Consider the following 18,028-nt stretch of genomic DNA (forward strand, 5'->3'; position numbering starts at 1 on the left):
ATGCCAAACCCGGCTCCAGCTATCTCGGGGTTGCGATTAACGGTGTTTCAAACGCCGCCATTGCCAAGCTGATCGCGAGCCACTTCGCCATTGAAGACTGCCAGTTTGAAACCATCAGCCCACAAACCGCGATGGCCCGTTATGGGGATTGGGCAGACGGGCTTGGCCATCATCAACATCTCATCAGTGCCAAGGCCATGCGTGAACTGGGTTGGGACCCCAAGCACCGTAATATCGAACAGGACATCAAGGCTTGCGCCGCGGCACTCATGGATCAAGGTTAACGCTGTTAACTTTCCGTACTGATGGTCTTAAGTCCGATAACGCCTGCAATGATCATCAAAAGGAAAACGGCCTTGACCGCCGTCATCGGCTCCTTCAGGAACAGCCAGCCAATGAGTGCAACCGACGCGGTCCCGAGCCCGGCCCAGACCGCATAGGCCGTGCCGACCGGAATGATGCGCAGCGTCATCGACAGGAACCAGAAGCTCAGGCCATAGACACCAAGGCTTAGAACCGTGAAACGCCAATCGGTAAATCCATTGGAAAATTTCAGCGATATCGTCCCGATCACTTCAAGACTGATCGCAACAATCAGAAATACCCAGGCGAGCATGGTCGGGATCCTTATGGTCAGGGGTGGTGGCGGTAGGCGCACCCAAAATGGCCCAATTTTCCGCATCGGGCAATCCCCGTCCCTGCGCACATTCCCGCGTGACAAAATCGCTGTGCCCTAATCTGGATCAAAACGGATGGCAAAACCGTTGCGTATAGTCATCCAACAGGGCACATTGCCCGCAATGATTTGCCGGTGATAGTCGCACGGTTGCGCGTGCCATATCCGGCCAAGGAACAGGATAAACAGTCATGATCGAAACCGATATTCTGATTGCAGGTGGCGGCATCGCCGGAATGAGTGCCGCGGCACGCTTTGCCGCAGACGGCCATCAGATCGTGATTGTCGACCCGGCCCCCGCCGACATTGGCGAAGGCACGGATTTGCGGACCACCGCCTTTCTTGAGCCGGGCATCGAGACCCTTAAAAAGGCTGGTGTCTGGGATGCCATCAAACCGACCGGTGCGGAACTTCGCGTCATGCGCATTGTCGATGCGGGTGGCGAAACCCGCACCCCGCGCGAAACGGCTGACTTTGATGGCGCGGAAACCAAAAACGGTTTCTTTGGCTGGAATGTCTCAAACAAGGCCGCCCGTGTTGCCCTGATGGCGCGTCTGGCCGAACTTGATAATGTCGATTTCCGCTTTTCAACCACCGTCACTGACTTCAAGGGCACCTCGCGCTTTGGCGAAGTCACGCTGTCTGATGGCCAAACCGTGCGCGCCAAGCTGGTGGTCGCAGCGGATGGTCGCAATTCGTCTTTGCGCGAAATGGCCGGGATCAAACATAAACGCTGGGCCTATGATCAAAGCGCGCTGGTCTTTGTCGTCACCCATGACAACCCGCACGACAGCATCTCGACCGAAATTCACCGCACCGGCGGGCCGCTGACGCTTGTCCCCATGCCTGATCTGGGTGGCAAGCCCTGCTCGTCCGTGGTCTGGATGGTCCCGTCTGCCCGCGTCGATGAACTGAACGCCATGACGGACGAGGCCCTGTCCGCCGAGATCACCAAAGACACCATGAACCTGTTTGGCCCGCTCACCGTCGCAAGCCCGCGTGCGGTCTGGCCAATGATCTCGCAAGTCCCCAACCGCCTGATTGCCGCCCGTCTGGCGCTCATTGCCGAGGCCGCCCATGTCGTCCCGCCAATTGGCGCGCAGGGTTTAAACATGAGCCTGCATGACATCGAAACCCTGGCCGACCTGATGGCCAAGGCGAAATTGCATAACGAGGATATCGGCGCGACCCCGCTTCTGAAATCCTACGAACGCCGCCAACTGCCCAAAACCGTCGCCCGCGTCGGTGGCATCGACCTGCTCAACCGCGCATCCATGTTCGAACCGCAAACACTGCGCGATTTGCGCTATGTCGGCCTGTCCGCCATTAACCGCATCGGTCCCTTGCGCAAACTGGCAATCAAGGTCGGTGTGGGCAAATAAGCCAACCACCCGACCAGCCCGCCGACACGCTGCCCGTTCTGCTAACCGTCATTCCCGAGCAGGCGGGAAACCAACGTTCTGCCGCCCGCATCAAAAGGTGGCCTCAAAACCGACCCAAAATATCACCACCAGCCGAAACACGGTTGCCCCACTGCGCGTGCATCGGATAGTTTCGTGTCCAACAAATTTTGCACGCGTTAATCGTTTTCTTTGCCCATACGGCAACGGATCGAAGAACGTAGAAACAAACGATAACAAGGGCATGCGATCTCAATGGCACAGCAATCCGGCAACAACGGTTCCGATCTCGGCTTTGAAGCCGACCTTTTTAAAACCGCCGACAAATTGCGTGGCAATATGGAGCCATCCGATTACAAACACGTCGCCCTTGGTCTGATTTTCCTTAAACACATTTCCGATAGTTTCGAAGCCAAACGCGCCGAACTTTTGGCTGACTATCCCGACGGTGCCGAGGACCCCGACGAATATGCTGCCGAAAACGTCTTTTGGGTGCCCAAGGCTGGCCGCTGGTCACATCTGCAAGCCAATGCCAAAAAATCCGACATCGGCAAGCTTATTGATGCTGCGATGATCGCGATTGAAAAGGAAAACCCGTCGCTCAAGGGCGTATTGCCCAAGGAATATGCCCGTCCCGGCCTAAATGCCGTGATGCTGGGTGAATTGATCGACCTGATTTCCGGCATCACCCTGCACGAAGGCAAGGACAAATCGCGCGATGTCCTTGGCCGGGTTTATGAATATTTCCTTGGCCAATTCGCCGGGTCCGAAGGCAAACGCGGCGGTGAATTCTATACCCCCCGCTCGGTCGTGCGCACCATGGTTGAAATGTTGGAGCCCCACAAAGGCCGCGTCTATGACCCCTGCTGCGGATCAGGCGGCATGTTTGTCCAATCCGAAAAATTTATCGAGGCCCACGAAGGCAGGATTGGCGATATCGCCATCTATGGCCAGGAAAGCAACTATACCACTTGGCGACTGGCCAAGATGAACCTGGCCGTGCGGGGCATTGATGCCGATATCCGCTGGAATTCGGAAGGCAGCTTCCACAAGGACGAATTGCGCGACCTACGCTTTGATTACATCCTTGCCAACCCGCCCTTTAACATTTCTGACTGGGGCGGCGATAAACTGCGCGAAGATGGCCGCTGGAAATTCGGCATCCCGCCGGTTGGCAATGCCAACTTTGCTTGGCTGCAACATATCCATCACCATCTCGCCCCCAACGGCACGGCGGGCGTGGTACTCGCCAATGGGGCGATGTCCTCCAGCCAATCTGGCGAGGGCGAGATTCGTAAGGCGATGATCGAAGGCGACGTAATCGACTGCATGATCGCCCTGCCCGGACAATTGTTCTATTCCACCCAAATTCCCGCTTGCCTGTGGTTTTTGGCCAAAAACAAGAAAAATCACGGGTTCCGTGACCGGAGTGGTGAAATCCTGTTCATCAATGCCCGAGAGCTCGGTCATATGGTTGATCGCACACGGCGTGAATTCAGCTCTGATGACATCACCAAAATCGCCGAAACCTATCACCGCTGGCGCGAAGGCCGCGATTATGAAGATGTGCCAGGTTTCTGCAAATCTGCCAGTCTGGAGGAAGTGCGCTCCCATGGTCACGTTCTTACGCCGGGGCGGTATGTTGGTGCGGAAGAACTAGAAGATGACGGGATTTCGTTTGAGGAGCGGTTTGCGGAGCTCACAGGGATTTTGGAGAAACAGTTAGACGAGTCACAAGAAATGGCGGTTCTTATCCGCAAGAAACTGGCAATGGTGACTGGTAAATGAAGACCAATTGGCCCATTGAGGAACTTGGAAACCTAGTCGACCCGTTGCGAGGAATCTCTTACGGCATCGTACAACCGGGCCAGCACACGCCGAATGGCGTGCCTATCGTTCGGGTAAGTGACTTGAAAGGTGAGCTTGTCGACACGAAAAAACCATTGCGCGTATCATCAAGTATTGAATCATCTTATGATCGCACACGTTTGCGGGGCGGCGAACTCATAATGAGCATTGTCGGAACGATTGGGCAAACAGCAATTGTTGACGAGAATCTTAAAGGCTGGAACGTTGCACGAGCTGTAGCCGTCATTCCCGTTAAAGAGGAAATCGGGCCTTATTGGGTCCGACTATCACTTAAAGGCGGCCCAGCTAAAGCTCATATAAACGAGCGACTGAACACGACCGTACAAGCGACATTGAACCTTCGTGATCTGGCAAGCCTGCCTATCGCTCTTCCTCCAATTTCGGAGAGGAATCATATTTCCGCTATTTTTGCCGCACTAGACGACAAAATAGATCTAAACCGCCGAATGAACGAAACACTCGAAGCATTGGCCTGTGCCTTGTTCAAGGACTGGTTTGTCGATTTCGGCCCGACCAAGGCCAAGATGGAGGAGCGTCTGCCGTATCTTGCCCCGGAAATCTGGAACATGTTCCCGGATCGCCTCGACGATGAAGGCAAACCTAAGGGGTGGAAAAGGTTTCAATTGAGCCAAATAGCGGAACATCATAAATGCACTCTGAAGCCATCGGCAGTCCCGGACGAATTGTTCGAACATTTTAGCTTGCCTGCCTTTGACAAAACCCAAAGCCCAGCTTTGGATTATGGTTCGACGATCAAAAGCAACAAAACTATCGTCCCCCCAGAAGCGGTATTGCTATCAAAGCTAAACCCTGAAATTCCCCGTGTTTGGTTAACTGAGGGTACAGACACAAATCGACAAATTGCATCAACGGAGTTTTTGGCCTTCACAGCAAAAGAAGGCTTCGGTCGGGGCTTGCTGTTCTCACTGTTCCTAGATAGGAGGTTCCGTGAAATACTCTTGTCTATGGTGACAGGTACCTCGAAAAGCCACCAACGTGTTTCTCCACCGAGTTTGATGCGTCGGGAGGTTATTGTGGGCAACGAGGAATTGTTTTCGCAATTTCAATCTGTTGTGGAGCCAATGCTGAAAAGAATTTGCTCCAATCGCGCTGAAACTCGAACCCTCGTCCAAACTCGCGATTTCCTACTGCCCAAACTGATGACTGGTGAAATCCGCGTTGCCGACGCCGAGCAATCCGTTCAGGAGGCCAGATGACCGCTGACTGGTATCCCGGCATCAAGGCGTTCTGCTCGCATTGGTCTCATGCACCGATGCTTCAGCAGACGTTTGAGACGTTGGAACGCGAATTTGCCGACGAAAACGACGCTTGCATCGACGCAGCCAAGGGCTTTGTGGAATGCGCGTGTCGATTACTAATTCAGGAATTGGATGATCCGTTAAACCCGATTGCCAAGTGGCCTGACAGCCCAATTCGGCATGCGCATCCGAGTTTCAATAACTGGGTTTCTGCGGCATTTCGCTTGATGGCCATTGTTGAACGTCGCGACGATCCTTTCAGCAAAGTTATTTCTCAACATTACAATCTGACGGAAGCACTCGGCAAATTTCGTGATATTGCCGGAACTGTCAGTCATGGGAAGGAAGGTTTAAGCAATAAGCTTTCCGCTCATCATCGTCGCTCGGCTTTACTCGCTGCTGATGCCATTGTTACGTTCCTTCACGAAGCCTATCTCGAACGAGAACCTGACCCTGTTCGTACTTTCGAGCCCTATGACCGGTTCCGCTCTTCAAATGCCGTTATCGATAGGCACGCCGCCCTAGTGGCCGGGAACGAGGAAGACGAAGACGAAGACGGATATCTCCAGGTCCGAGTCCTTTTGCCAAACGACGACGAGATCCCTTTGACCATCGAACCATCCCGACTTCTGTTCGGCGTCGACCGGGAGGCCTACAAGCAAGCCCTGAATGCCTGCAAAGAGGCAGCCGCCTTACCAACATCCGATGACGAGGAGGCTACATAATGGCGTTCATCTCCGAAGCCGATGTCGAGGCCATGCTGCTCGACCAACTGGGAGGTCTTGGCTACACACGATTGGCGGACACAATTGCTGGGCCTGACGGATCAGCCCCGGAGCGGGAGGCCTATTCCGACGCGGTGTTGATGGGCCGCCTGGAAGCAGCAGTGGACCGATTGAACCCGCACATCCCGTCGGAAGCCCGCTATGATGCGCTGAAGAAGGTGATCGCGGCGGAGAAGCCCTCCCTGATCGAGGAGAACCGCCGCCTGCACCGCGCCATGGTCGAGGGCGTCGACGTGGAATTCTACGCCGAGGACGGCACCATTCGCGGTGACAAGGTGCGTCTGATTGATTTTGACGATCCCGATGCCAATGACTGGCTGGTAATGGATCAGTTCACGGTGATTGAAAACGGCTATAACCGCCGCCCCGATGTCGTGGTATTTATCAATGGTATGCCGGTCGGTGTGATTGAACTTAAAAATCCGGGAACGGAAACTGCCGATCTGACCAGCGCATTTAATCAGCTTCAGACCTATAAAACCCAGATATCATCCCTGTTTCGGACCAATGCGGTTCTGGTGACGTCTGACGGGGTGATGGCGCGTATCGGATCGCTGACGGCCAATGAAGAACGTTTCATGCCCTGGCGCACAATCAATGGGCGGTCCGTTGTCCCCAAGGGCAGCCCCGAAATGTCGGTTCTGATCGAGGGGGTCTTTGAAAAGCGCCGTTTTCTGGATTTGATCCGAGATTTTACGGTATTTTCCCAAACCGATGATGGCATTACCAAAATCATTGCAGGCTATCATCAATATCATGCTGTTTTGCATGCACTTGAAAGCACAGTTTCGGCAACTGCCCAAGATGGCGACCGTAAGGCGGGCGTAATCTGGCACACGCAAGGATCTGGCAAAAGCCTTCTGATGGCGTTTTATACTGGGCTTCTGGTGCGGCGGTCCGATGTGATGGAAAACCCGACCATCATTGTTATTACCGACCGCAATGATCTGGATGAGCAGTTGTTTGGCACCTTTGCCAAATGCCGCGATCTGATCCGCCAAACTCCGGTGCAGGTCGAAAGCAGAGATGATCTGCAAAGGCAGCTTATCCGCGCCTCGGGCGGCGTGATTTTCACCACCATTCAGAAATTCTCGCCGCCTGATGGCGAACGGGAATATCCGGTTTTAACTGACCGGCGCAACGTGATTGTGATTGCGGATGAGGCCCACCGAAGCCAGTATGGGTTCAAAGCGCGTGTCGCTCAGAAAACAGGCGATATTGCCTATGGCTTTGCCAAATATATGCGCGATGCCTTGCCTAATGCGTCCTTTATCGGCTTTACCGGGACACCGATTGAAAAGGTTGATGTCAATACCCCGGCAATCTTTGGCGACTATATCGACATTTACGATATCAGCCGTGCGGTTGAAGACGGCGCAACCGTTCCGATCTACTACGAAAGCCGACTGGCACGGATCGACATTCCCGAAGACGAAAAGCCAATCATTGATGCCGAAATCGAAGACCTGACCGAAGACGACGAAGAGCCTGTACAGGAACGTCTCAAGCAGAAATGGTCCAAGGTCGAGGCATTGGTCGGTGCGGAAAAGCGCATTGCCATGCTCGCCGATGACATGATCGATCATTTCGAAAGCAGGGTGGCATCCATGGATGGCAAGGCAATGATTGTCGCCATGAGCCGTCGAATTTGCGTTGCCCTTTATGACGCCATCATCGCGCGCCGTCCCGACTGGCATTCCGACGATGATATGGCAGGCGTGATCAAGGTGATCATGACCGGCTCGGCATCCGATCCGCAGGAATGGCAACCCCATATTGGCAACAAGAAACGCCGTGATACCCTTGCAGCCCGAGCCAAAGACCCGAAAGATTCGCTAAAACTAGTGATTGTGCGGGATATGTGGCTGACCGGTTTTGATGCACCCTCCATGCACACAATGTATATCGACAAACCCATGCGCGGCCACGGATTGATGCAGGCAATCGCGCGCGTGAACCGCGTATTTGCCGACAAACCGGCGGGGTTGATTGTCGATTATATTGGCATTGCCCAGAACCTTAAGAACGCGCTGGGTCAATATTCCCCCGAGGACCGCGAAAATACCGGCATTGACGAGGCCGAAGCCGTCGCCGTCATGCAGGAAAAATACGATGTGGTTTGTGCGATGTTCGACGGGTTTGATTACAAGCGCGGCATTACCGGCACCGGGCAGGAACGCTTGGCCGTGATGGCGGGCGCGATTGAATGGGTATTGGACCTGCAACAGAAAGACGCCGCTACCCAGAAAACCGAGCTTGATAAAAAACGCGCTCATCGCCGTTATCAGGACGCGGTTCTGGCCCTATCCAAGGCCTTTGCCCTTGCCGGGGCCAGTGACGAGGCCCGCGCCATTCGCGATGATGTCGGCTTTTTCCAAGCGGTGCGTATTGCGCTTGTGAAATCAAATGACAAAAACGGCATGTCGGCATCCGAAAAACAATTCGCTGTTCAACAGCTTATTGATCGTTCGGTTGTGTCCACCGAAATCGTCGATATCCTTGGCGCGGCGGGGCTTGAATCCCCTGATATCTCTATCTTGTCTGATGATTTCCTTGCCGAAATCAAGGAGATGGAAAAAAAGAACCTTGCGCTCGAAGCCCTTAAAAAGCTTCTCAATGATGAAATCCGTTCGCGCAGCCAATCAAATGTGACCGAAAGCAAGAAGTTCTCCGAACGTCTCGAACAGGCGATGATGCGCTATCATATGAACGCGATCAGCACGGTCGAGGTTTTGCAGGAACTGATCGAAATTGCCCGCGAAATCCGCGAGGCCCATAAACGCGGCGAGGAACAGGGACTTTCTGATGAAGAAGTGGCGTTCTATGATGCACTTGCTGAAAATGCGAGTGCCGTCGATGTTATGGGCAATGAGGCCCTTAAAGTCATCGCACACGAACTTCTCACAAGCCTAAAGGCCAATGTGACAGTAGATTGGCAACATCGCGACAGCGCACGTGCCAAAATGCGCGTTCTGGTCAAACGCACCTTGCGCAAATATGGCTTCCCGCCGGATCTGCAAGATCAGGCTGTTCAAACCGTATTGCAACAGGCGGAGACACTTTCAAAGCAATGGAGTGCCTAGGCGTTTTGCGCTTAACTCTGATGCAGACAAAGCTCGGCCATGAACCCGTCCGAATGGCCCGGACGCGGGGAATAGAGTTTAAGCTCTGATTTGGTGTTGGCCGCAATCGCTTCGACAATCGCAAGGCCAAGTCCCGATCCATCGGCCTTGTTGCTTGATCGTTTGAACCGGGTGGTCAGTTGGCCGAGGTCTTCCGGGCTGACGGGTGCCCCGCCGTTTGACACCTGCACGATATGCCCTTCAAGCACGGCAATCTCGACCGGACTGTCATCGCTGCCATATTTCAGGGCATTTTCGATCAGGTTGCGCATGCAGATCGCAAAGGCATCCAGATCGATATTGGCTGATAATGTCGCCAGATTGTCGGCATCAAAGCGGATATCGGCACCTTCTTCGACACCATCCGCCTCACCGCCAAGACCAAGCCCGGCGCGTTTCAAATCCTCGATCACAAGCTGCAAGGTCGGACCAAGCGGCTGATTATGGCCCGTCGGGCTAAAGCCGCCGCTGGATTCCGCGCGCGCCAATTGCAAAAGCTTCTCCGCCAACCGCGACAAACGTTTAAGCGCCTCTTCACACTGAATGGCGCGCTTGCGGCTTTCATGGCCTTCGGGCAGTTCCTCGACCAGCCGTTGCGTCTGGGCAAGGGCGGCGGCGATCGGGGTGCGGAGTTCATGCGCACTGTGCGCGGTAAAGATCCGCTCGGCACTTAAGGCCGCCCCCAGCTTTTCCATCAACCGGTTGACGGCAGTGATGATGGTGCTGATTTCCTCGGGCGCTTCGCCCTGTTCAATCGGTTCGAGATTGCCATCGCCGCGTTCCTCGATGGCATCGCGCACACGTCGCACCGGGTTAAGCCCGCGTTTGAGGGCAAAGATCACGCCGATAATCACCGCCGGGATCAGAAGCGCAATTGGCAGGAACTGTGCCATCACGCTTTCAAAAAGCGCCTCGCGCCGATGTTCAAGCGGCTCTGCCACCTGAATAACCTGCTCCCCGCCATACAGCATGGCGGTATAGATGCGCAGATCTTCCTCGTTGTAAAATCCCTCGACCAGCGGCGCTGAAAACGGATGTTCCTGCGCGTTATAGGACCGCAGCAAAAGCCGCCCGTCGCCATCACGCACATGATACATCAGGTAGTCTTCGCCGATATCCTCATCCCCGTCGCCATCGCCGTGATCCTCGGTCCGGATTTCGCCCTTGGCCGGGCTTGGCAGGATTTCATCCGCGCTCCCCCCCAGATGTCCGTCAAGGTAATCATCAATCAGCGGCGCATAGCGATAGGCCGTGGTGACAAGGCTGTTGTCAAAGGCTTCCTGCATTTCGTGATACATGCTGAACGCCGCCAGAACAGATCCCGCCAGCCAGAATATACCGACAGTCAGTGTCAGGCGCCGGGTCAGGATGGATTGCAGACTTTGATTACTGTTTTGGCGCATGGATTTACTCATCCCTCAACCCGATAGCCGACACCACGCACGGTCTTGATCACCTCTTTGCCAAGCTTGCGCCGAAGGCGGCTGACATAGACCTCAACCGTATTGCTTTCGATCTCCGCGCCAAATTCATACAGCGCTTCTTCAAGCTGGCGTTTGGACAAGGTCTGGCCCGGCCGTTTGACCATCTGATCAAACAGCGCCCACTCCCGCGATGTCAGGTCAATCTGCGCCCCATCGCGCAAAACGGACCGCCCGGCAAGGTCAACCTCGACCCCGCCATCAAGTTCCACAAACGGATTGGGATTGCCGCTATAACGCCGTGACACCGCCGCCAGGCGGGCCGAAAGCTCATTAAGGTCAAACGGCTTGACCAGATAATCATCCGCCCCGGCATTAAGCCCCTCGATCCGGTCCGAAATCTGATCCTGCGCGGTCAGGATAATGCACGGTGTCGCCGATCCACTGCGGCGCAAATCACGCAGCAGATCAAGCCCCTTGCCATCTGGCAGGTTCAGATCGAGCAACAACACATCATAGTTGGTGCCGCGCAGCATGATCTCGGCATCGACCACGCTCGCACTGTGATCCACCGCCTCGCCACTTGCCTGCAAATGATCGCGCACCGCGTCTGCCAGCATCAATTCATCTTCGACCAGAAGAATACGCACCCCAACCTCATCCCGATGCTCCGCACAATCGGATCTGCCTAATCACGCTTCCTGACACCAAGCTGAACGCAATCGAAATCCGTTTCAGTTTGTTGTCAGGAAACAACGTCATAGTTCGGGCCGATCACGAAATTACCCCTATCTTATGAAGGATCCGAGCCGTGAAAAACACTGTTTTGAAGAAAGCTGTCTTTGGCATCTTTGCCACCACCTTGCTGGCGACCGCCTCCCTTGGCATGACCACGAACGCCGCACAGGCCAGTGACGACTACTGCAACGCCCCGAAATCCGAATGGCAGAGCATGGACGCGCTTAAGGAAAAACTCGCGGCCGATGGCTGGGATGTCCGCAAGATCAAGGAAGATGACGGCTGCTACGAAGTCTATGCCATCAAGGCCGATGGCAAAAAGGTCGAAGCCTATTTCAACCCGGCCACCTTCGAGCTCGTCAAGGAAGACGACTGATCTTTCTGTCGGTTGAGTGCGGCCTGACCCTAGAGCACGTCGCGTTTAATCTGCACCATTTTGCCGGAGACAGCCTTCTGTAGCGCAAGGAAAGAACCGCAGAGCGTAGCCGGGCTACGGTCAAGGATCTTGACGCTGTGGGGCGGAAGGCTGTCCCGGCCCGAAGGGTTTGATTTTGGCGACGTTTCGCGGCGTTACACCGCTTGACCGATGCCTCGCATCGCTCTGCACGCTGTGCCTTGCCAAACGGCTCGCCAAAAACAAACAGAATGATACAGATTAAACGCGACGTGCTCTAACTCTGTCCCCGACGCGTGCATGCCTGCCTGTATGCACGCCACCCGGTCAGGCCGCCTCGCCGAACCCGTTAACACGAATATCCCGCACCATCAGGAGCACGCATCATGTCTGTCAAAGTCTGGGACCCGTTTGTCCGCCTGTTTCATTGGGGACTGGCGGCAAGTTTCGTCATCGCCTGGATCACCGCCGATGAATGGGACAACCTGCATGAATGGGCGGGCTACGCCGCAGGTGCCCTGATTGGCTTACGCCTTGTCTGGGGCCTGATCGGCACCCGCTATGCCCGCTTTACCCAATTCATCAAAAGCCCGTCGGCAACCTTGCAATATCTGCGCGATATCCTGTCTGGCAGCGAACGCCGCTATCTCGGTCACAACCCGGCCGGTGCGGCAATGATCATTGCCCTGATACTCGCCATGGGCGGCTGTGCACTGACCGGCTGGATGTACACCACCAATATGTTCTGGGGATCCGAATGGGTGGAAGAAACCCACGAGGCGCTGGCAAACGGCCTGCTGTTCCTAGTCCTTCTGCACATCGGTGGCGTGATCCTTGCCAGCGTGCGCCATCATGAAAACCTAGTGCGCTCCATGGTCACCGGCCGCAAACGCCGCCCGGCAACAGACGATATCTCCTGACCCGAAAACTCTTTTGTCCCAACCACCTCAAGGCAACCGCGTCCACCCCTGGCCGGTTGCCTCTTTTTTGTCAAAAGCTATTTTCGAACAACTAAGAAAATACCCAAAATGGCCAGCCCCGCCATCGTTAAGGATGACAGCCACAATCGCTGCTCTTCTTCTATGCTAAGGATCGGAATACCAAACAGAAAATCAATGATCGAAACGGCCGCCATCACAAAAAGAAATAGCTCAATTGCCCGTTCATAGTTGCGGGTACGTTTCTTTTCCTTGGCCGTGACATAGCGCTCCATCAAATTGAATTTTCGATTGAGTTTTTCGATCTCTTCTTCGAGTTGGCTTGTTCGGATCATCTCTTTGAGAATTTTGTTCCCACGGGTCGAAATGGTTGACGACATCACCGAATAACCGCCCTCAACTGTACGCGACAGAAGGAACATAAAACTATCTAGGTCTTCGATGACGAACTTTTCCCGGAACACATCCTCGACAAGCCGACGGATTGCGTAACACTTGTTCCAGATCATCTGCAGTCTGACCTCAAGACAGCAAAGCATGCTGTCTATTTCAGCAAAGTCCTGTGCCCCGCCACGCACAAGACAACCGATAGATGCCCAAGTCACATAGACTTCGCTCCTTCTCGAAACATCGCAATCAACAATATCGTCAAAGAATTTCTGTTCGATGTCCTCCATGGCAAAAACCTCTTTTTCCGAGGCCCTTTCCATTGAAACATCATCAGCTTCAACAACAGACGGTTCGGACAGAACTTTCAGTTTCCGCGTCACATCCTCAGGTATGTCGAGCATGTCAGTCGACGCGACCCAATAACTGAAAGCGTAGCTCGGCCAAGAATATTTCCGATACCCATCTTCCGGAAGAAGTTCAGAAAGGACATCGCATAGAGGGTTGATATCTTTATCTTTGCTAGTGACAGCATTGTTGACGTCATAGCGGTATTCGAGAATCTTGACAATATCGACCTCGCTAAGGACTGCCAGATCAAACCGCTTGCGAAGAACGAAACACGCACTTGTTTCTCCAAGGACAACCGTTATGTCATGCCCTTCTTTGGGACACTCAAACATCTTACTTTGGCTGCCAATGATCTTGGCGAAGGCCTTTGTGTAGAATGCATCATCCGTTGCCACCCACTTGTTCTCGACTTTGTCGAGAACACCAATTTTCGTAAGCTTACGAAAGAATTCGACGGGTACAACAGTGACACATTCAACAATCACTTGATCTGGTCCTTGCCGATGTAACGTTTCAATATCTTCAGCGCAGCATCGTGCAATTCTTGGCCACCATGACTTGCGCAATAACGCGATAGCACGACCGGCCTGATACCATGCTCAAATAAATCTACTGCGCATTTGGTGACGCAAATATCGGTGTCGATTCCACAAATATGAACCTCATCGATACCCCGCTCTTTGAGAGAGCGCAGAAAACTCTCATCAACACAGGTGTAAACGTACTTATCAATGACTACACAGTTCTCAGGCACTTTCACAGCAAGCTGTATATCGTCTGAGCCCGGCAAAAACCGGGTCCACCCCATAAATCTAACATACGGAGATTCTTCCCCAGCATTGATAAACCGGGTCGCATATAAGTTGTCGTACTGACCAATCAGGTCCTGTACATCCGGGACGATGTGTTTTGTGTCATCGTTTACAAAGCCATTCTGTACGTCAACGACCAGAAGAGCAGGGTTGGACATCGTCACCTCAATCTTGGAAATAGTTATTCTGGTCCTCAAGATATCGTGCGATCAAACAGTTAGGCAACCACAGAAGCTGAGATTTTTCGCATCAAACAGCTAATGCATCTGCTTTCGATTTTAACGTCGCAGGTGGAAAGGTGGGCGCAGGGGGCTCAGGAAAACCCGTTCTTATCGCGCAACAGGCTTGGCCGGGTTGCCGACAACCGTGGCCCCTGCCGCAACATCACGCGTCACCACAGCCCCGGCGCCAATGATCGCGTCATCGCCAATACTGATCCCGGGCAGGATGATCGCCCCGCCACCGATCCAGACATTCTCGCCAATCGTCACGGGTCTGGCGATTTCAAGGTGCTGCTTGCGCAGCTCCGGATCGCGGTGATGATCGGCGCAATAGATCTGCACATTCGGGCCCAGCATCGAATGCCGCCCGATCTTCACGGGTGCTGTATCAAGGATCACGCAGCCGACATTCAAAAACACGTCCTCGGCCAAATGAATGTTGATGCCATAGGCACAATGAAACCGCGCCTCGATCCGAACGTCATCAGCACACTTTGCAAACAACGCCCGCAACTTCGGCCCGATATTGCCGCGCTCAGCCGGATAGAGCACGCTGTGCTCATGACAGGCCTCAAGCGCACGATGGCGCAAGATGCTGATTTCCGGATCAAGGCAGGAATACCATTCACCGGCCTGCATTTTTTCAAGTTCGGAGTGGGACATGATGTTCAGGGACGTTGTTGGGAACGGACAACACGTTACGCCGGATTGGCGGTAACTGCAATCTGCACCGCCTGCCACTGACCACCCTGTCCCGCACAAGACCTGTCCTGTATCTACTTTATTTTCCCGTCACATGCGCCAGATCCGCACCATGGGTTGCCAATGCATCACAGGCCCTTGTCCACACCAGATCATCCTCATCAAGCGCACTGCGCAGATAGGCCGCACTCATGCGCTGGGTCACGGCAAGGCGATCAGGATCTTCGTCATCGGTTTCCTTGGCATCATAACCGGCAACCCCGCCAAGCCCGTGCTTGCCGCCTTTCAGCGTCAGCAAAAAGTCAGAACCCGGGCTGCAATGGAACGGGTCGGTATGCCATGCCGCCCCGCGTGTGGTCAGGTGCGGGTTGTTGTCCGCATCCCCCGCCACCACAAGGGTGCGCGTCGTCATATGGGAAAAATCGGGATTGAGTACCGTATAGTTTTCGCGCGCATGATCGCTGAGGCTATCGCCGCCATTGCCGGGTGCTGCCAGCAACACACCAACCTTGACCCTGGGCTCCTGCATATTGACATCCTGCGCATCCAGATCGGCCGTATCGGACAGGCGCGCACCCAGTAACATGCCCACCGTCTGCCCGCCAAGCGAATGCCCCACAGCTGCAATCCGGTCATGGTCCAAACGCCCGGCAAGGGTCGGCTGGGCTGCTTCGATCTCAGAAAGATGATCAATGATGTTTTTGAAATCCTCGACGCGCGACCGCCAGAAGAAAGGCGCGCCCGGCGCATCCGGCGCGAACCCGGCAACTTTCGAATTGCCATGCGTTGGCTGGATCACGACAAAGCCCTGCTCTGCGTAAAACTGCGCCAGCGGGCCATAGCCGTTCATCGACGGAATATAAAGCGACGGCCCATGCCCGTGCGACAGCAAGATGATCGGCAAGTTATCCCCCGCCGCCGGTGCGGTAATCCGCATTTCAATCGGTTGCGGACGGTCTGACACCGGCAACATCACCGGACAGATCGAAATCGCCGTAACCGCCTCGCGAAGCGGAATATGACGGGCACTGGTGATCAGATTATTCATGGCAAACATCCTTGTTTTGCTTGGCGAAACCGCCGATTTCACCTATAAATCAACAAACGGAACATTGTTCCTGTTGTCAATTCATATACGGAACACTGTTCCGTTTAACAAGTGCGATTTTCAACACCCGGACTCTGTCCGCGCCCAAGAATTCTGACTTACTGTGGAAAAACAAAGAGATGCAGGAAGATATTACCGGCACAAAAAAACGCATCCGTGCCGACGCGGCGCGCAATGAAGACGCCGTGCTTGAGGCCGCCAAGACGGTTTTTGCCACCTCTGGCGTTGATGCGCCGGTGCGCAAGATTGCCAAAACCGCCGGGGTCGGTGTCGGCACGCTGTATCGTCGTTTTCCCAAACGAAGCGACCTGGTCGTTGCCGTGTTCAAGCGCGAAGTCGATGCCTGTGCGGCGGATGCCAAAACACTTGCCACGGACTACCCACCGGGCGAGGCCCTGTCGCGCTGGCTCCGCCGCTATTGCCAGTTTATCGTGACGAAAAAGGGATTGGCATCTGCCCTTCATTCGGGCGACCCGGCCTTTGATGCCCTGCCCGACTATTTCCGCAGCAACTTTGAACCCGCCCTTGAAAACCTGCTTTCTGCCGCTGCAAAGGCCGGCGAAGCCCGCTCGGATATCGATGCCTTTGATCTGCTGCGCGCGATCGGCAATCTGGCCAGCGCAGGCAGCAAATCAGCCGACACAGAGGGCATGGAACATACCTATCGCATGGTTGATCTGATGATTGATGGCCTGCGTCATGGCAAGCGCGCGGATTAACGCTCAGACATAATCCGGCGCAAACTGCTCCAGATCAAGCGTCGGGCGTTCGCCAATATCCCCGCGATGCGCCTCAAGGAAGTGACCCGCGGCCTCGCGCCCCTTGTCACGCAGCATGGTCATGAAGTCCCATTCCGCATTCATCTTCGATGTGTGATCAAGCTCCAGCATCACGTCACTTGCAATCAGATGCATACGCATGGTGCCCCAACTGCTGGCCTCGCACTGATGGGGCGGCATGTCCTTGCGGATCACCGACATCATGCGCAGTTCCTTAACAAGGCTGCTGTTAAACGAAATCTCGTTGAGCCGACTTGAAATCTCGTGCGAGGTTTTCGGGATGCCTGGCCGCTGCACCGGATTGATCTGCACCAGAACCGTGTCATTGGCCGAACATTCGCGCACCAGCGGACCAAGGCTGGGATTACCGGAATATCCCCCGTCCCAATAGGGCACACCATCAATCTCGACGGTCTTATAGATATTGGGCAAACAGGCCGAGGCAAGCAAAACATCAAGGCTGATATCGGGGTTACGGAACACCCGTGCCTGCCCGGTTTCAACATTGGTCGCGGTGATGAAAAGCTTGGTCGGGCTTTTGTTTAACAGATCAAAATCAACCACATCATCCAAAAGCCCCGCCAGCGGGTTATCCCCCACCGGGTTCAGGTCATAAGGCGAAAACAGCTTGGCCGACATATCCAGCCACTGATACATCGGCGAATTGCCAAGCGACCAGTTACCAAACAAGACATCCATCGGGGACCGTTGCAGCGGGCTGAACCGCGCGGCTTCTGATACCGCCGACCAGAACGCCTCCAGATCCTCGCGCGCACCGTCATATTTGCCCCTGGCAAAGCCCGACGTCACCACAGCCGCATTCATTGCACCGGCGGAGGTCCCAGAAATCGCCTCAAGCTCGATTTCCTCATCCTCAAGCAACCGGTCCAGAACACCCCAGGTAAACGCCCCGTGCGATCCCCCGCCCTGAAGGGCGAGATTGATGTTCTTGCGGTTGGAGCCCGCTGGTTTCTTCGCGTGATCGCTCATGCCATCTCCTGCGACAGGGTCATCAAGTACCCGCCATGATATGTCGCAAACGGCCCGCGCTGCCAGTCATGAAATC

At 54.6% G+C, this 18,028-nt stretch carries 17 protein-coding genes; 9 read left to right on the top strand and 8 right to left on the bottom strand.

What is annotated here, in order from left to right; genetic code table 11:
- Positions 1-284 (top strand): hypothetical protein (locus HED22_RS09360; RefSeq protein ID WP_217701877.1); only part of this gene is annotated, 284 nt, incomplete at its 5' end.
- A 5-nt stretch (positions 285-289) separates the two neighbouring features.
- Here the strand turns inward: HED22_RS09360 and HED22_RS09365 are convergent.
- A complete protein-coding gene (locus HED22_RS09365) occupies positions 290-616 on the bottom strand; it encodes a multidrug efflux SMR transporter (RefSeq protein WP_167721477.1) in 327 nt (108 codons plus the stop codon).
- A gap of 251 nt (positions 617-867) precedes the next feature.
- On the opposite strand from HED22_RS09365, the gene HED22_RS09370 reads away from it, so the two are divergent.
- The 5 genes from HED22_RS09370 to HED22_RS09390 all read left to right on the top strand — a co-directional run bounded on the left by HED22_RS09370 (position 868) and on the right by HED22_RS09390 (position 9,072).
- Positions 868-2,058 carry an FAD-dependent oxidoreductase gene (locus HED22_RS09370; protein WP_167721479.1) on the top strand — a complete coding sequence of 397 codons (1,191 nt, stop codon included), beginning with the start codon at positions 868-870 and terminating at the stop codon, positions 2,056-2,058.
- 273 nt (positions 2,059-2,331) lie between these two features.
- Entirely contained in the window at positions 2,332-3,864 is a 1,533-nt protein-coding gene (locus tag HED22_RS09375; protein WP_167721481.1) for a class I SAM-dependent DNA methyltransferase, read from the top strand.
- On the top strand, positions 3,861-5,162 hold the full coding sequence (locus HED22_RS09380; RefSeq protein ID WP_167721483.1) for a restriction endonuclease subunit S: 1,302 nt from the start codon (positions 3,861-3,863) through the stop codon (positions 5,160-5,162). Before HED22_RS09375 ends, HED22_RS09380 begins: the two co-directional genes overlap by 4 nt.
- Entirely contained in the window at positions 5,159-5,929 is a 771-nt protein-coding gene (locus HED22_RS09385; RefSeq protein ID WP_167721485.1) for an abortive infection family protein, read from the top strand. The genes HED22_RS09380 and HED22_RS09385 overlap by 4 nt, the downstream gene beginning before the upstream one ends.
- The gene (locus HED22_RS09390; RefSeq protein WP_167721487.1) at positions 5,929-9,072 is read left to right on the top strand and encodes a type I restriction endonuclease subunit R; all 3,144 of its coding nucleotides are present in this window, start codon (positions 5,929-5,931) and stop codon (positions 9,070-9,072) included. Before HED22_RS09385 ends, HED22_RS09390 begins: the two co-directional genes overlap by 1 nt.
- 11 nt (positions 9,073-9,083) lie before the next feature.
- Here the strand turns inward: HED22_RS09390 and HED22_RS09395 are convergent, their stop codons facing one another.
- On the bottom strand, positions 9,084-10,514 hold the full coding sequence (locus HED22_RS09395; RefSeq protein WP_167721489.1) for an ATP-binding protein: 1,431 nt from the start codon (positions 10,512-10,514) through the stop codon (positions 9,084-9,086).
- Positions 10,515-10,522: 8 nt separating this feature from the next.
- Complete coding sequence (locus HED22_RS09400; protein ID WP_167721491.1) at positions 10,523-11,182, bottom strand: response regulator transcription factor; 660 nt, start codon at positions 11,180-11,182, stop codon at positions 10,523-10,525.
- A 161-nt stretch (positions 11,183-11,343) separates the two neighbouring features.
- On the opposite strand from HED22_RS09400, the gene HED22_RS09405 reads away from it, so the two are divergent.
- Together HED22_RS09405 and HED22_RS09410 are read left to right on the top strand one after the other, a co-directional pair.
- Positions 11,344-11,646 (top strand): PepSY domain-containing protein, encoded by a 303-nt coding sequence (locus HED22_RS09405; RefSeq protein WP_167721494.1) that lies wholly within the window; start codon positions 11,344-11,346, stop codon positions 11,644-11,646.
- A 404-nt stretch (positions 11,647-12,050) separates the two neighbouring features.
- Positions 12,051-12,584: a cytochrome b/b6 domain-containing protein gene (locus HED22_RS09410; protein ID WP_167721496.1), complete on the top strand. Its 534-nt coding sequence runs from the start codon at positions 12,051-12,053 to the stop codon at positions 12,582-12,584.
- A 77-nt stretch (positions 12,585-12,661) separates the two neighbouring features.
- On the opposite strand, the gene HED22_RS09415 is transcribed toward HED22_RS09410, so the two are convergent.
- From HED22_RS09415 to HED22_RS09430, 4 genes are all read right to left on the bottom strand, one after another.
- Positions 12,662-13,825: a hypothetical protein gene (locus HED22_RS09415; protein WP_167721498.1), complete on the bottom strand. Its 1,164-nt coding sequence runs from the start codon at positions 13,823-13,825 to the stop codon at positions 12,662-12,664.
- The gene (locus tag HED22_RS09420; protein ID WP_167721500.1) at positions 13,822-14,310 is read right to left on the bottom strand and encodes a cysteine hydrolase family protein; all 489 of its coding nucleotides are present in this window, start codon (positions 14,308-14,310) and stop codon (positions 13,822-13,824) included. Before HED22_RS09420 ends, HED22_RS09415 begins: the two co-directional genes overlap by 4 nt.
- Before the next feature lie 171 nt (positions 14,311-14,481).
- Positions 14,482-15,036: a sugar O-acetyltransferase gene (locus HED22_RS09425; protein ID WP_167721502.1), complete on the bottom strand. Its 555-nt coding sequence runs from the start codon at positions 15,034-15,036 to the stop codon at positions 14,482-14,484.
- A gap of 118 nt (positions 15,037-15,154) precedes the next feature.
- Positions 15,155-16,123 carry an alpha/beta fold hydrolase gene (locus tag HED22_RS09430; protein WP_167721504.1) on the bottom strand — a complete coding sequence of 323 codons (969 nt, stop codon included), beginning with the start codon at positions 16,121-16,123 and terminating at the stop codon, positions 15,155-15,157.
- 179 nt (positions 16,124-16,302) lie between these two features.
- On the opposite strand from HED22_RS09430, the gene HED22_RS09435 reads away from it, so the two are divergent.
- Positions 16,303-16,902 (top strand): TetR/AcrR family transcriptional regulator, encoded by a 600-nt coding sequence (locus tag HED22_RS09435; protein WP_167721506.1) that lies wholly within the window; start codon positions 16,303-16,305, stop codon positions 16,900-16,902.
- Positions 16,903-16,905: 3 nt separating this feature from the next.
- Here HED22_RS09435 and HED22_RS09440 read toward each other — a convergent pair whose 3' ends face one another.
- Positions 16,906-17,952, bottom strand: coding sequence for a patatin-like phospholipase family protein (locus tag HED22_RS09440; protein WP_167721508.1), 1,047 nt, complete (start codon positions 17,950-17,952; stop codon positions 16,906-16,908).
- Positions 17,953-18,028: the final 76 nt, after the last annotated feature.

The sequence above is a fragment of the Thalassospira sp. HF15 genome, from assembly GCF_011806525.1.
Lineage (GTDB): Bacteria > Pseudomonadota > Alphaproteobacteria > Rhodospirillales > Thalassospiraceae > Thalassospira.